Source organism: Pseudomonas sp. P39-UII1 (assembly GCF_039672635.1).
Lineage (GTDB): Bacteria > Pseudomonadota > Gammaproteobacteria > Pseudomonadales > Pseudomonadaceae > Aquipseudomonas.
Map to the genome: position 1 here is coordinate 52407 of NZ_JBDFPP010000015.1, position 14724 is coordinate 67130.

Genomic DNA, 14724 nt, shown 5'->3' on the forward strand with positions numbered 1-14724 from the left:
ATGACCACCCAGCGAATCGGTTTTCTCATCTGGCCAAGCACCAAGCCTTTAACGTTGGCGCTGGCAGAGGAAGTATTGCTGGTGGCCCAGCGGGTGCATCCAGACGTGGTCTACGAGCTGGCCTTCCTGCAGGCCGAGCCTGCCGAGGAGGGTGCCTGGCGCCTGCCGGGCGAGCCATGGAATGGTCGCCTGGAAGGCTGTCACAAGCTGTTCCTGCTGGCCGACGAACCGCCACAGGCGGTGGGTTCGACGCTGTCGACAGCGCTCAAGCAGCTGGCCCGCAGTGGCTGCATGATTGGCGGGTTGTCCGCCGGCGTATACCCGCTGGCCATGCTCGGGCTGCTCGATGGCTACCGCGCCGCGGTGCATTGGCGTTGGCAGGACGATTTTGCCGAGCGGTTCCCCAAGGTCATCGCCACCAGCCACCTGTTCGACTGGGACCGTGATCGCCTGACGGCGTGTGGCGGCATGACCGTGACTGACCTGCTGCTGGCGGTGCTGGCGCGCGATCACGGTGCGGAGCTTGCCGGTGCCGTGTCCGAGGAACTGGTGGTCGAGCGTATTCGTGAGGGTGGCGAACGCCAGCGCATTCCGCTGCAGAATCGCCTGGGCTCCAGCCACCCGAAGCTCACCCAGGCGGTGCTGCTGATGGAAGCCAACATCGAAGAGCCACTGACCACCGACGAAATCGCCCAGCATGTGTGCGTTTCGCGCCGGCAGCTGGAGCGCATCTTCAAGCAGTACCTCAATCGAGTGCCGAGCCAGTATTACCTGGAGCTGCGCTTGAACAAGGCACGCCAGATGCTGATGCAGACCAGCAAGTCGATCATCCAGATCGGCTTGTCCTGCGGGTTCTCTTCCGGGCCGCATTTTTCCAGTGCTTACCGCAACTTCTTTGGCGCGACGCCGCGGGAGGATCGTAACCAGCGGCGTAACAGCAGCCCGTTCGAGCTCAGTTCGGCGCCGGCTGAAAAAGGCTGATGAGCTTGGCGGCATGCCTTGAGTTGTGTGGCGGCCATTAGACCGAGCGTCGCCCGCACGGCGCTCGATGCGGCCGCAGCACAAAATCATCGCCCTATACCCCGCAGCCCCTCCAGTTCAATGTGAACACCCGTTCACCCATCCCTTCTCTACCGTTACACTGCGCGATTGCGACAGTGTTTGTCGCATTGCCGAAAGCCTGGCTGAAACTGGGTTTTGCGCTGTAACAAGTTGTCGCTTGGCCGCAAGGACAGGCGCCGATCAGTCCTTACAATCCCCCCATCGCTCGCCACATCCAGGCCAGCGTTCCTCTTCAGGAGACTCAGATGTCCGTTGAGCAAGCCCCGGTGCAACGTGCCGATTTCGACCAGGTCATGGTCCCCAACTATTCTCCGGCGGCCTTCATTCCTGTGCGAGGCGAGGGTTCCCGCGTCTGGGACCAGTCGGGTCGCGAGCTCATCGACTTTGCCGGTGGCATCGCGGTGAACGCCCTGGGCCACTGCCATCCGGCACTGGTCAAGGCCCTGACCGACCAGGCCAACACCCTCTGGCACGTTTCCAATGTCTTCACCAACGAGCCGGCCCTGCGCCTTGCGCACAAGCTGGTTGACGCCACCTTTGCCGAGCGTGCGTTCTTCTGCAACTCCGGCGCCGAGTCCAACGAAGCCGCCTTCAAGCTGGCCCGTCGCGTTGCCCATGACCGCTTCGGCCCCGAGAAGCACGAAATCATTGCCACCGTGAACAGCTTCCACGGCCGCACCCTGTTCACCGTCAGCGTCGGTGGGCAGCCGAAGTATTCCGACGGTTTCGGCCCGAAGATCACCGGCATCAGCCACGTGCCGTACAACGACCTGGAAGCGCTGAAGGCACAGATTTCCGACAAGACCTGCGCCGTGGTGATCGAGCCGATCCAGGGCGAAAGCGGTGTGGTGCCGGCCGACAAGGCGTACCTGGAGGGCGCGCGCAAGCTGTGTGACGAGCACAACGCCCTGCTGATCTTCGACGAAGTGCAAACGGGTGTCGGCCGTACCGGTTCGCTGTACGCCTACCAGCACTACGGCGTTACCCCGGACATCCTGACCAGCGCCAAGAGCCTGGGCGGTGGCTTCCCGATCGGCGCCATGCTCACCACCAGCGACATCGCCAAGCACCTGGCCGTCGGCACCCACGGCACCACCTACGGCGGCAACCCGCTGGGCTGCGCCGTTGCCTGCGCTGTGCTGGACGTGATCAACACCCCGCAAACCCTGGCGGGCATCAAGGCCAAGCACGCGCGTTTCAAAGCTCGCCTGGAACAGATCGGTCAGCAGTACAGCCTGTTCACCCAGGTGCGTGGCGTCGGCCTGCTGATCGGCTGCGTGCTCAACGAGGCCTGGCAGGGCAAGGCCAAGGACATCCTCAACGCCGCCGAAAAGGAAGGTGTGATGGTGCTGCAGGCTGGCCCGGACGTGGTGCGCTTCGCGCCAAGCCTGGTGGTGGAGGACGCCGACATCGATGAAGGTCTGGACCGCTTCGAGCGCGCCGTGGCCAAACTGACCCAGGGCTGATTTGCCTGCGGTCTTCGCTGGCCCTGAATGGGCCGGCGATACCTGAATTCCAGTGCCGCCGCGTGCTTGCAGATACAACCACGCGCCCGCCGTTTTTCCGTGCCGTCGTGAACGGCCAGTTTTTCCAAAGGAGTGACACCATGCTGGTGATGCGCCCCGCGCAAATGGCTGATCTGAATGAAGTGCAGCGCATGGCTGCAGACAGCCCCGTTGGTGTCACCTCGCTGCCGGACGACGCTGCCCGCCTGGGCGACAAGATCGCCGCCTCGGAGACGTCGTTCGCCGCCGAAGTCAGCTTCAACGGTGAAGAGAGCTACTTCTTCGTCCTTGAAGACAGCGAGACCGGCAAGCTGGCCGGTTGCTCGGCCATCGTTGCCTCGGCCGGTTATTCCGAGCCGTTCTACAGTTTTCGTAACGAAACCTTCGTGCACGCCTCGCGCGAGCTGAAGATTCACAACAAGATCCACGTTCTGTCGCTGTGCCACGACCTCACCGGCAACAGCCTGCTGACCAGCTTCTATGTGCTGCCCGAACTGGTCAACAGTGGCTGGGCCGAGCTCAATTCGCGCGGTCGCTTGCTGTTCATGGCGGCGCACCCGGAGCGCTTTGCCGATTCGGTGGTCACCGAGATCGTCGGCTACAGCGACGAGCAAGGCGAGTCGCCGTTCTGGGATGCCATCGGGCGCAACTTCTTCGACCTCAACTACGCCCACGCCGAGCGCCTGTGCGGCCTGAAAAGCCGTACTTTCCTCGCCGAGCTGATGCCGCATTACCCGATCTACGTGCCCCTGCTGCCGGACGCCGCGCAGGAAGCCATGGGCCAGGTGCATCCGCGTGCGCAGATCACCTTCGACATCCTCATGCGCGAAGGCTTCGAGACCGAACATTACATCGACATCTTCGACGGTGGCCCCACCCTGCATGCGCGTGCTTCGGGCATCCGCTCGATCGCCCAGAGCCGTGTGGTGCCGGTCAGGCTGGAAGAGGCACCGGCCAAGGGTGGCCGCCCGTACCTGGTGTGCAACGGCCAGCTGCAGGATTACCGCGCCGTGCTGCTGGAGCTGGACTGGGTGCCGGGCAAGCCGGTCAGCCTCGGTGCGCAGGCCGCGGAAGCGTTGGGTGTGGGCGAGGGCGCCAGCGTGCGCCTGGTCGCGGTCTGAAGCCTGGGAACAGAGAGTTTTGCGGTGGCCGCAGCTGCCGCTCAAGGAGATAGCATGATCGTTCGTCCTGTACGCAGCAGCGATTTACCTGCGCTGATCGAATTGGCACGCAGCACCGGTACCACCGGGCTGACCACCTTGCCGGCCAATGAGGAGCGCCTCGGGCATCGCGTTGGCTGGGCCGAAAAGAGCTTCCGTGGCGAAGCCGAGCGTGGCGACACCGACTACCTGTTCGTGCTGGAAAACGATGAAGGCCTGGTGGTCGGCATCAGCGCCATCGCCGGTGCCGTCGGCCTGCGCGAGCCCTGGTACAACTACCGGGTCGGCCTGACCGTCAGTGCCTCGCAGGAGCTGAACATCTACCGCGAGATTCCGACCTTGTTCCTGGCCAACGACCTGACGGGCAACTCCGAGCTGTGCTCGTTGTTCCTGCGCAGTGACTATCGCTCCGGGATCAACGGCCGCTTGCTGTCGCGGGCGCGCATGCTGTTCATCGCCGAGTTCCCCGAGCTGTTCGGCAACAAGATCATCGCCGAGATGCGCGGCATGTCCGACGAGCATGGCCGCTCGCCGTTCTGGGAAAGCCTGGGTCGGCACTTCTTCAAGATGGAATTCAGCCAGGCCGACTACCTCACCGGCGTGGGCAACAAGTCGTTCATCGCCGAGCTGATGCCCAAGTTCCCGCTGTACACCTGCTTTTTGTCGGAAGCAGCGCGCAACGTCATCGGCCGGGTGCACACCGATACCGAGCCTGCGCTGGCCATGCTCAAGCAGGAAGGTTTCAACTACCAGGGCTATGTCGACATCTTCGACGCTGGCCCGGCTATCGAATGCGAAACCTCGAAGATTCGTGCGGTGCGCGAAAGCCAGACCTTGGTGCTGGCCGTGGGCACGCCGGGCGATGACGCCACCCCTTACATCATCCACAACCGCAAGCGCGATGACTGCCGCATCACCGCCGCGCCCGCGCGCCTGGCCGCTGGCACCCTGGTGGTCGACCCGCTGACCGCCAAGCGCCTGCGCATGGGCGCTGGCGACAACGTGCGCGCAGTGCCGCTGTCAGCAGCCCGGGAGGCCCAGTAAATGACCACGCATTACATCGCCGGCAACTGGCAGGCTGGCCGGGGTGAAGCCCTGCAATCGCTCAACCCGGTGACCCAGGCGGTTATCTGGCAAGGGCAGGGCGCTGACGCAAGCCAGGTCGACGCTGCCGTGCAGGCCGCTCGCCAGGCCTTCCCGGCATGGGCGCAACTGAGCCTGGAAGCGCGCATCGATGTGCTGGAGAAGTTTGCCGAGCAGCTCAAGACGCATTCCGAGGCGCTGGCCTACTGCATCGGTGAGGAAACCGGCAAGCCGCTGTGGGAATCGGTCACCGAAGTCACCAGCATGGTCAACAAGGTAGCGATCTCGGTGCAGAGCTACCGTGAGCGCACCGGCGAAAAGAGCGGCCCGCTGGCCGATGCCACCGCAGTGCTGCGGCACAAGCCCCACGGCGTGGTCGCGGTGTTCGGGCCGTACAACTTCCCCGGCCACTTGCCCAATGGCCATATCGTGCCGGCGCTGCTGGCAGGTAATTGCGTGGTGTTCAAGCCCAGCGAACTGACCCCCAAGGTCGCTGAGTTGACGGTCAACTGCTGGATTGCTGCAGGCCTGCCTGCCGGTGTGCTCAACCTGGTCCAGGGCGCGCGGGAAACGGGCGTGGCTCTTGCTGCCAACCCGGGTATCGATGGCCTGTTCTTCACCGGCTCCAGCCGTACTGGCAACTTGTTGCACCAGCAGTTTGCCGGGCGGCCAGACAAGATTCTGGCCCTGGAAATGGGCGGCAACAACCCATTGGTGGTGGACGAGGTCAAGGATATCGACGCGGCGGTCTACACCGTCATCCAGTCGGCATTCATCTCTGCCGGCCAGCGCTGCACGTGCGCTCGGCGCTTGCTGGTACCGCAGGGTGCCTGGGGCGATGCGCTGCTCGAGCGACTGGTCGAGGTGTGCAAGACCATCACGGTCGGTGCCTTCGACCAGCAGCCGGCGCCCTTCATGGGCTCGGTAATCTCGCTGCAGGCAGCGCAGGCACTGGTTGCTGCCCAGGCCGAACTGCTTGGCAGAGGCGCCATCAGCCTGCTGCAAATGACCCAGCCGCAGGCCAATGCCGCCTTGCTGACCCCAGGCATCATCGATGTCACTGCCGTGGCCGAGCGCCCCGACGAAGAGTTCTTTGGCCCGCTGCTGCAGGTGATCCGTTATACGGACTTCGATGCCGCCATCGATGAGGCCAACAACACCCAGTACGGCCTTGCCGCCGGGCTGTTGTCCGATTCCCGTGCTCGTTACCAGTACTTCTGGCTGCGCAGCCGCGCCGGCATCGTCAACTGGAACAAGCAATTGACCGGCGCTGCCAGCAGTGCGCCGTTCGGTGGCGTTGGCGCCAGTGGCAACCATCGCGCCAGCGCCTATTACGCGGCCGATTACTGCGCTTACCCCGTGGCTTCGCTGGAGACCGCCAGCCTTGCCTTGCCGGCGACCCTGACGCCGGGCGTCACCCTATAACAACAGGTCACGGAGCCTAGCCGATGAAATCCTATGAAGTGAATTTTGATGGCCTGGTGGGGCCTACCCACAACTACGGCGGCCTTTCCTACGGTAACGTGGCTTCGCAGAGCAATAGCCAGCAGGGCTCAAGCCCCCGTGAAGCGGCGCGCCAGGGCCTGGCAAAGATGAAAGCGTTGGCTGACATGGGCTTCAAGCAAGGCGTGCTGGCGCCACAGGAACGCCCGGACGTGGCCGCGTTGCGCCGCCTGGGCTTCAGTGGCAGTGATGCCGAGGTGATCCAGCGCGCCGCCAAAGAAGCCATGCCGCTGCTGGTCGCCAGCTGCTCGGCGTCGAGCATGTGGGTGGCCAATGCCGCCACTGTCAGCCCCAGCGCCGACACCGCCGATGGCCGAGTGCACTTCACCGCTGCCAACCTGAACTGCAAGTACCACCGCAGCATCGAGCACCCGACCACCAGCCGTGTGCTGGCCGCCATGTTCGACAACGACAGACACTTTGCCCACCACCCGGCACTGCCTGCCGTGGCACAGTTCGGCGATGAAGGCGCGGCCAACCACACGCGCTTCTGCCGCAGCTATGGCGAAGCTGGTGTCGAGTTCTTCGTCTATGGGCGCAGTGCATTCGACAGCCGCTACCCGGCGCCGCAGAAGTACCCGGCACGTCAGACCCTCGAGGCTTCCCAGGCGGTAGCGCGGCTGCACGGCCTGAGTGACGACGGTGTGGTCTACGCTCAACAGAACCCGGCGGTAATCGACCAGGGGGTGTTCCACAACGATGTGATTGCGGTGGGTAACGGCGAGGTGCTGTTCTACCACGAAGATGCCTTCCTTGAGACCGACGCGGTGCTTGGCCAACTGCAAGCTAAACTGGCCAGCAAGGGCGGCAACTTCCAGGCCATCCGGGTGCCACGGGCTAAGGTTGCGGTTGAGGACGCGGTACGGTCCTACCTGTTCAACAGCCAGCTGCTCAGCCGTGAAGACGGCTCGATGCTGCTGGTGGTGCCGGAGGAGTGCCGCAACAACGAGCGCGTCTGGGCCTACCTGCAGCAGTTGGCCAGCCAGGGCGGCGCGGTGCAGGAGGTCAAGGTGTTCGACCTCAAGCAGAGCATGCAGAACGGCGGTGGGCCGGCGTGCCTGCGCTTGCGCGTGGCACTGAAGGAATCGGAACTGGCGGTGGTCAATCCAGGCGTTATCATGACCGCCCCGCTGTACGACACGCTGCTGCAGTGGGTCGACAAGCACTACCGCGACCGCCTCGGCGAGGCGGACCTTGCCGACCCGCAGTTGCTGGTCGAATGCCGTACGGCACTGGATGAGTTGACCCAGATCCTGAAGTTGGGTTCGGTCTATCCGTTCCAACGCCAACCTTGAAGAGAGAGTTTGTAATGACCGACGCCCTGCGCCTGATCCTTGAAGATGAAGACGGCACCCAGCTGGAAACCTCCTGCACCCGTTTTGCCGTGGTGTGGCAAGGCAAGGAAGTGTGGATTCAGCAAGACGGCCGTGGCCAGTTGCTGATTGGCGTCGACGTCGACGAGAACGACGCCGAGTTTGCCAATCTGCTGCTGCGCCCGATGGCCACCAACCTGGTCAGCCTGCAGTTGGAGATGGAGCCGGCAGACGTCGGTGATGAAGGCGATGATCACGTCCATGGCCCCGATTGCGGCCACCACCACTAAGGAAGCGCCTATGCTCGCCCTTGGCAAATTGCTTGAGCTGACCCTGACCGATCACGAGCCGGCCGAGAAGACCCAAGTGACAACCAAGGGCGTGCGTTTGCGCTGGCTGGGGGAGGGCGCGCTGGAAGTGCGCCCTCCGGAAGTCGACGATTGTGGGTTGGACCTGCTGCTGTCGGCGGGTATTCATGGCAATGAAACCGCGCCGATCGAACTGCTCGAACGGCTGCTGCATGGCGTTGCCAATGGCAAGATCAAGCCGCGTGCTCGGGTGCTGTTCCTGTTCGGCAACCCGGCAGCCATCCGCAAGGGCGAGCGCTTCATCGAGCAGGACATCAACCGCCTGTTCAATGGCCGCCACGAACTCTCCAGTGGTTTCGAGGCGCTGCGTGCCGCCGAGCTGGAGCAGTTTGCCCGGGTTTTCTTCAGCAAGCCTGAGCGCACCCGCCTGCATTACGACCTGCATACCGCCATCCGCGGTTCCAAGATCGAGCAGTTCGCCCTGTACCCTTACAAAGAGGGGCGCCAGCATTCCCGGCGCGAGCTGGCGCGCCTGGCGGCCGCCGGCATGGAGGCGGTGCTGCTGCAAAGCAAGTCGTCGATCACCTTCAGTGCCTTCACCTATGAGCAGCTCGACGCCGAGGCATTCACCCTGGAGCTTGGCAAGGCGCGGCCATTCGGGCAGAACGAGCAGGTCAATCTCGACAAGCTGGAAGAGCGTCTGATCCAGATTATCGAAGGTGCCGAGCCCGAGACCGAAGGCTCGCTGGACGGTTTGCAACTCTTCAGCGTAGCCCGCGAGATCATCAAGCACAGCGAGGGCTTCCGCCTGCACCTACCGGCGGACATCGAGAACTTCTCCGAGCTGAGCAAGGGTTACCTGCTGGCCGAGGACCTGGCGGAAATGCGCTGGGTGGTCGAGGAGGAGGGCGCGCGGATCATCTTCCCCAACCCCAAGGTCAAGAACGGGCTGCGCGCCGGGATTCTCATCGTCCCGGACTCGGGGCAACGGCTGGGATGAATTGCTGAGGCCTATTGCCGGCTTGCCGGCGATAGGGTCAGAACGGTCAGCATTGGATCCCAGCGCATCCGTTAAAAGTATTTAATTAACCGCCTGTTCCATTTTCCCTTCCCTTGGGCGGTAATTGGCTTGCCAGCGGCAAAAGCCTGCCTTTAGCATCCGGTCATGTATTTTTCGTTTGCTTGAGCTGAAAAGCCGTCCAATCGACGCTTTCTATCGCATAAACACACTGCACCGAGATTGCAGGACCGATATAATGCGGCCCTTTGCCGTCGTTTCGTCGACGCGTTTGCCCCCAAGGGCCGCCGTTTCCGTGGAAGAACCTATGAAAAGCGCAGAAATCCGTGAAGCCTTCCTTCGCTTCTTCGAAGAGCAAGGCCATACCCGAGTCGCCTCCAGTTCGCTGATCCCGAACAACGACCCGACCCTGCTGTTCACCAACGCAGGCATGAACCAGTTCAAGGACTGCTTCCTCGGTGCAGAGAAGCGCGCCTACACCCGTGCGGTCAGCAGCCAGAAGTGCGTGCGCGCCGGCGGCAAGCACAACGACCTGGAAAACGTCGGCTACACCGCGCGTCACCACACCTTCTTTGAAATGTTGGGCAACTTCAGCTTCGGCGACTACTTCAAGCGCGATGCGATCACCTTCGCCTGGAACTTCCTGACGTCCGACAAGTGGCTGAACCTGCCCAAGGAAAAGCTCTGGGTCACCGTTTACGCCAGCGACGACGAAGCCTACGACATCTGGACCAAAGAAGTCGGCGTGCCGGCCGAGCGCATGGTGCGCATCGGTGACAACAAAGGCGCCCCGTACGCCTCCGACAACTTCTGGACCATGGGCGATACCGGCCCGTGCGGCCCGTGCACCGAGATCTTCTATGACCACGGCGCTGATATCTGGGGCGGCCCACCCGGCTCCCCGGAAGAAGACGGCGACCGTTACATCGAGATCTGGAACAACGTCTTCATGCAGTTCAACCGCACGGCTGACGGTGTCCTGCACCCGCTGCCAGCGCCGTCGGTGGATACCGGCATGGGCCTTGAGCGCATCAGTGCGGTCATGCAGCACGTGCACTCGAACTACGAGATCGACCTGTTCCAGAACCTGCTGATCGCAGCCGCCAAGGCCATCGGTTGCAGCAACGATGGCCAGGCTTCGTTGAAGGTTGTGGCCGACCACATTCGCTCCTGCGGCTTCCTGATCGCCGACGGCGTGCTGCCGTCCAATGAAGGCCGTGGCTACGTGCTGCGCCGCATCATTCGCCGTGCGTGCCGTCACGGCAACAAGCTGGGCGCCAAGGGCAACTTCTTCTATCAGATCGTCGCTGCCCTGGTCGCCGAGATGGGCGAGGCCTTCCCGGAGCTCAAGAGCCAGCAGGCGCACATCGAGCGTGTGCTCAAGGCTGAAGAAGAGCAGTTCGCCAAGACCCTCGAGCAGGGCCTGCGCATCCTCGAGCAGGACCTGGCCCAGCTCAAGGGCAACGTGGTGCCGGGCGACGTGGTGTTCAAGCTGTACGACACCTACGGCTTCCCGATGGACCTCACCGCCGACATCGCCCGCGAGCGCGAGCTGACCATCGACGAAGCCGGCTTCGAGCGCGAAATGGACGCCCAGCGTGAGCGTGCCCGTTCCGCCAGCGCCTTCGGCATGGACTACAACAGCCTGGTCAAGGTCGACACGGCCACCGACTTCGTCGGCTACAGCGCCACCGAAGGCCAGGGTAAGGTCATCGCCCTGTACAAGGACGGCCAGGCCGTCGACCAGCTGGGTGAAGGCGAGCAGGGCGTCGTGGTCCTGGACCGTACGCCGTTCTACGCCGAATCCGGTGGCCAGGTCGGTGACTGTGGCTACCTGCAATCCGGTGCCGTGCGCTTCGACGTGCAGGACACCACCAAGACCGGCGGTGCATTCCTGCACCATGGGGTCGTCAGCAGCGGTGCGTTGGTCATCGGTTCGCCGGTCGAGGCCAAGGTCGATGCCGAGGTGCAGCACGCCACTTCGCTGAACCACTCGGCCACCCACCTGTTGCACGAAGCGCTGCGCCAGGTGCTGGGCGAGCACGTGCAGCAGAAGGGCTCGCTGGTCGACAGCCAGCGCCTGCGTTTCGACTTCAGCCACTTCGAAGCGGTGACGCCTGCGCAGATCAAGGCGCTGGAAGACATCGTCAACCGTGAAGTGCGCAAGAACACCCCGGTTGAAACCGAAGTCACCGATATCGAAACCGCCAAGCGCAAAGGCGCGATGGCCCTGTTCGGCGAGAAGTACGGTGATACCGTGCGCGTGCTGAGCATGGGTGGCGATTTCTCCGTCGAGCTGTGCGGCGGTATCCACGCCAAGCGCACCGGCGATATCAGCCTGTTCAAGATCATCAGCGAAGGTGGCGTGGCCTCTGGCGTACGCCGTATCGAAGCAGTTACCGGCGCTGCCGCGCTGGCCTACCTGAACGCTGCCGAAGAGCAGGTCAAGGAAGCCGCGCAGCTGGTCAAGGGTAACCGTGACAACCTGATCGACAAGCTGTCGGCTGTGCTTGAGCGCAACCGCCAGCTGGAGAAGCAGCTGGAACAGCTGCAGGCCAAGGCCGCCAGCGCCGCCGGGGATGATCTCTCCAACGCGGCTGTTGAGGTCAAGGGCGCCAAGGTGCTTGCTGCCCGCCTGGATGGGCAGGATGGCAAGGCCCTGCTGGCGCTGGTCGATCAACTGAAGAACAAGCTCGGCCACGCAGTGATCCTGCTGGGCAGCGAGCATGAGGGCAAGGTCGTGCTGGTGGCCGGCGTGACCAAAGACCTCTCCAGCCAACTCAAGGCTGGCGACCTGATGAAACAAGCCGCTGCGGCAGTGGGTGGCAAGGGCGGTGGCCGTCCGGACATGGCCCAGGGTGGTGGCGTCGACGTCGCTGCGCTGGACCAGGCCTTGGCGCTGGCCGTGCCGTTCGCAGAGCAGGGACTTTGAGATGAAGGGGCCGGCGGTCTAGTCGCCGGCCCCTTCATGTTGGATGGTTTTTTTGGGGCCCTGTATGGGCTGAGGCACCATTGAAATGGCGTTGATCGTACAGAAATTTGGCGGTACCTCTGTCGGTTCCATCGAGCGGATCGAGCAGGTTGCCGACAAGGTCAAGAAACACCGTGAGGCGGGCGACGACCTGGTGGTTGTGCTGTCGGCCATGAGCGGCGAAACCAATCGCCTGATCGAACTGGCCAAGCAGATCACCGATCAGCCGGTTCCGCGTGAGCTGGATGTGATCGTATCCACCGGCGAGCAGGTCACCATTGCCCTGCTGGCCATGGCCTTGATCAAACGTGGCGTGCCGGCTGTGTCCTACACCGGCAACCAGGTGCGCATCCTCACCGACAGCTCGCACAACAAGGCGCGCATCCTGCAGATCGACGACCAGAAGATTCGTGCCGACCTCAAGGCCGGGCGCGTGGTGGTTGTGGCTGGCTTCCAGGGCGTCGACGAGCACGGCAGCATCACCACCCTCGGCCGTGGCGGCTCCGACACCACCGGTGTGGCCCTGGCGGCCGCGCTCAAGGCTGACGAGTGCCAGATCTACACCGACGTCGATGGCGTCTACACCACCGACCCGCGTGTGGTGCCGCAGGCTCGCCGCCTGGAGAAGATCACTTTCGAAGAGATGCTGGAAATGGCCAGCCTCGGTTCCAAGGTGCTGCAGATCCGTTCGGTGGAGTTCGCCGGCAAGTACAACGTTCCGCTGCGCGTGCTGCACAGCTTCAAGGAGGGTCCGGGGACCCTCATTACCATTGATGAAGAGGAATCCATGGAACAGCCGATCATTTCCGGTATCGCCTTCAACCGTGATGAAGCCAAGCTGACCATTCGTGGCGTGCCGGACACCCCGGGCGTCGCTTTCAAGATCCTCGGCCCGATCAGCGCCTCGAACATCGAAGTGGACATGATCGTGCAGAACGTGTCGCACGATAACACCACTGACTTCACCTTCACCGTGCACCGCAACGAGTACGAGAGTGCTTACCGTGTGCTGGAAAACACCGCGCGTGAAATCGGTGCCCGTGAAGTGATCGGCGACACCAAGATCGCCAAGGTGTCGATCGTCGGTGTTGGCATGCGTTCGCACGCCGGCGTTGCCAGCCGCATGTTCGAAGCCCTGGCCAAGGAGAGCATCAACATCCAGATGATCTCCACGTCCGAAATCAAGGTTTCGGTAGTCATCGAAGAGAAGTACCTGGAGCTGGCCGTACGCGCGCTGCACACCGCGTTCGAGCTCGACGCTCCGGCCCGACAGGGCGAGTAAGGCGTTGCCTTGAGGGGCGCGGCTTGCCGCGCCCTTCGCGTTTCTGCTCGTCACGCAGGCCCTGTCCTGCCGGCGTGACGCGCTTTGCGGCCTTGAGTCGTTGTCCGCGACCAGGCCCTGCTGTTACCAGACTGTTATCCCTGAATGTTTGCCTAAGGAGAAAGCTATGTTGATTTTGACTCGTCGGTGCGCCGAGAGCCTGATCATTGGAGACGGCGAGATCACCGTGACGGTGCTCGGCGTGAAAGGAAACCAGGTGCGTATCGGCGTCAGCGCCCCTAAGGAAGTGGCCGTTCACCGCGAAGAAATCTACCTGCGGATCAAGAAAGAGAAGGATGAGGAGCCAAGCCTTTAATTCTTTTGAAGTTTTTTTCAAAAAAAGGGTTGCAAACGAGGAAGAGCCTGTTTAATATTCGCCTCGTGTTGCGGTGAGGTGGCCGAGTGGCCGAAGGCGCTCCCCTGCTAAGGGAGTATACCTCATAAGGGTATCGGGGGTTCGAATCCCCCCTTCACCGCCATTATTTGCGTAGGGCGCTGTAAGCGGTAAGAACGCTAAGTCGTTGATTTTAAACGAAAAGATTCTTGCAAAAATGTTTCAGCGACCTATAATGCGCGGCAAGACACGGACTCATAGCTCAGCTGGATAGAGTACTCGGCTACGAACCGAGCGGTCGCAGGTTCGAATCCTGCTGAGTCCGCCATTTTTGAAGTGGCTTTGCTTGCAAGGGTGCTTCAAACAACCAGTGGTAATCTGGTCTAAAACTACCAACTACGGACTCATAGCTCAGCTGGATAGAGTACTCGGCTACGAACCGAGCGGTCGCAGGTTCGAATCCTGCTGAGTCCGCCATTTTTTGAAGTGGCTCTGCTTGCAAAGGCGCTTCAAGCAATCAGTGGTAATCTGATTCAAAACTACCAACCACGGACTCATAGCTCAGCTGGATAGAGTACTCGGCTACGAACCGAGCGGTCGCAGGTTCGAATCCTGCTGAGTCCGCCATTTTTGAAGTGGCTCTGCTTGCAAAGGCACTTCAACCCACCAGTGGTAACCTGGTCTAAAACTACCACCACGGACTCATAGCTCAGCTGGATAGAGTACTCGGCTACGAACCGAGCGGTCGCAGGTTCGAATCCTGCTGAGTCCGCCATACAATTAAGAAGCCCGCTCATTTGAGCGGGCTTTTTGTTTTCTCCCGGTCACTGATTTATCAGTGATGCCCGCTAGACTCAAACTAACCAGCGCCACACTCTTTTGCGCGGTGCATGTGTTCTTTCTTTCGCAGCTGCCGTCGCACAGATAGCTTCGAGCGTTGTCCTAGCTTTATCGCGCAAACGATTGTTCTGGCCAAAAATTTAGGCGATCTGCCCGCTTAGGCAGTGTATGATTGCGCCCGTCAGCCCCGCCGGGGCTTGTGGAAAACCACCATGGACTTACCCAGTAGTTACTCCTTAACACGTTTCATGCAGCTTGATCTGACCGATTGATTCTCCCGGCGTGCTCCGCTGCTGGGAGTGGAGT

Annotated in this window: 11 protein-coding genes and 5 tRNA genes; all 16 read left to right on the plus strand. The window is 62.1% G+C overall.

All coding sequences use genetic code 11. The features are described 5' to 3' along the window. The 16 genes from argR (at position 1) to ABEH27_RS18905 (ending at position 14353) form a co-directional block, all read left to right on the plus strand. On the plus strand, positions 1 to 981 hold the full coding sequence (gene argR, locus ABEH27_RS18830; RefSeq protein ID WP_346615021.1) for a transcriptional regulator ArgR: 981 nt from the start codon (positions 1 to 3) through the stop codon (positions 979 to 981). Between the two features lie 326 nt (positions 982 to 1307). After that, entirely contained in the window at positions 1308 to 2528 is a 1221-nt protein-coding gene (locus tag ABEH27_RS18835) for an aspartate aminotransferase family protein (RefSeq protein WP_346615022.1), read from the plus strand. Between the two features lie 140 nt (positions 2529 to 2668). After that, positions 2669 to 3688, plus strand: coding sequence for an arginine/ornithine succinyltransferase subunit alpha (aruF, locus tag ABEH27_RS18840; protein WP_346615023.1), 1020 nt, complete (start codon positions 2669 to 2671; stop codon positions 3686 to 3688). Between the two features lie 54 nt (positions 3689 to 3742). Next, entirely contained in the window at positions 3743 to 4771 is a 1029-nt protein-coding gene (astA, locus tag ABEH27_RS18845) for an arginine N-succinyltransferase (RefSeq protein WP_346615024.1), read from the plus strand. Further along, positions 4772 to 6235 carry a succinylglutamate-semialdehyde dehydrogenase gene (gene astD, locus ABEH27_RS18850; RefSeq protein WP_346615025.1) on the plus strand — a complete coding sequence of 488 codons (1464 nt, stop codon included), beginning with the start codon at positions 4772 to 4774 and terminating at the stop codon, positions 6233 to 6235. 23 nt (positions 6236 to 6258) lie between these two features. After that, positions 6259 to 7608 carry an N-succinylarginine dihydrolase gene (gene astB, locus ABEH27_RS18855; RefSeq protein ID WP_346615026.1) on the plus strand — a complete coding sequence of 450 codons (1350 nt, stop codon included), beginning with the start codon at positions 6259 to 6261 and terminating at the stop codon, positions 7606 to 7608. Between the two features lie 14 nt (positions 7609 to 7622). Next, positions 7623 to 7916 carry a topoisomerase II gene (locus tag ABEH27_RS18860; protein ID WP_346615027.1) on the plus strand — a complete coding sequence of 98 codons (294 nt, stop codon included), beginning with the start codon at positions 7623 to 7625 and terminating at the stop codon, positions 7914 to 7916. Positions 7917 to 7926: 10 nt separating this feature from the next. Further along, the gene (astE, locus tag ABEH27_RS18865; RefSeq protein WP_346615028.1) at positions 7927 to 8934 is read left to right on the plus strand and encodes a succinylglutamate desuccinylase; all 1008 of its coding nucleotides are present in this window, start codon (positions 7927 to 7929) and stop codon (positions 8932 to 8934) included. A gap of 325 nt (positions 8935 to 9259) precedes the next feature. Continuing rightward, a complete protein-coding gene (alaS, locus tag ABEH27_RS18870) occupies positions 9260 to 11884 on the plus strand; it encodes an alanine--tRNA ligase (RefSeq protein ID WP_346615029.1) in 2625 nt (874 codons plus the stop codon). An 85-nt stretch (positions 11885 to 11969) separates the two neighbouring features. Continuing rightward, positions 11970 to 13205: an aspartate kinase gene (locus ABEH27_RS18875; RefSeq protein ID WP_346615030.1), complete on the plus strand. Its 1236-nt coding sequence runs from the start codon at positions 11970 to 11972 to the stop codon at positions 13203 to 13205. Positions 13206 to 13371: 166 nt separating this feature from the next. Further along, positions 13372 to 13560 (plus strand): carbon storage regulator CsrA, encoded by a 189-nt coding sequence (gene csrA / locus ABEH27_RS18880; RefSeq protein ID WP_003254503.1) that lies wholly within the window; start codon positions 13372 to 13374, stop codon positions 13558 to 13560. 72 nt (positions 13561 to 13632) lie between these two features. Then, positions 13633 to 13723 (plus strand) — tRNA-Ser (locus ABEH27_RS18885). Positions 13724 to 13829: 106 nt separating this feature from the next. Beyond that, positions 13830 to 13906, plus strand: a tRNA-Arg gene (locus ABEH27_RS18890). Positions 13907 to 13978: 72 nt separating this feature from the next. After that, positions 13979 to 14055 (plus strand) — tRNA-Arg (locus tag ABEH27_RS18895). Between the two features lie 73 nt (positions 14056 to 14128). Then, positions 14129 to 14205: transfer RNA gene (locus ABEH27_RS18900), tRNA-Arg, on the plus strand. A gap of 71 nt (positions 14206 to 14276) precedes the next feature. Continuing rightward, a tRNA-Arg gene (locus tag ABEH27_RS18905) sits at positions 14277 to 14353 on the plus strand. Positions 14354 to 14724 lie beyond the last annotated feature (371 nt).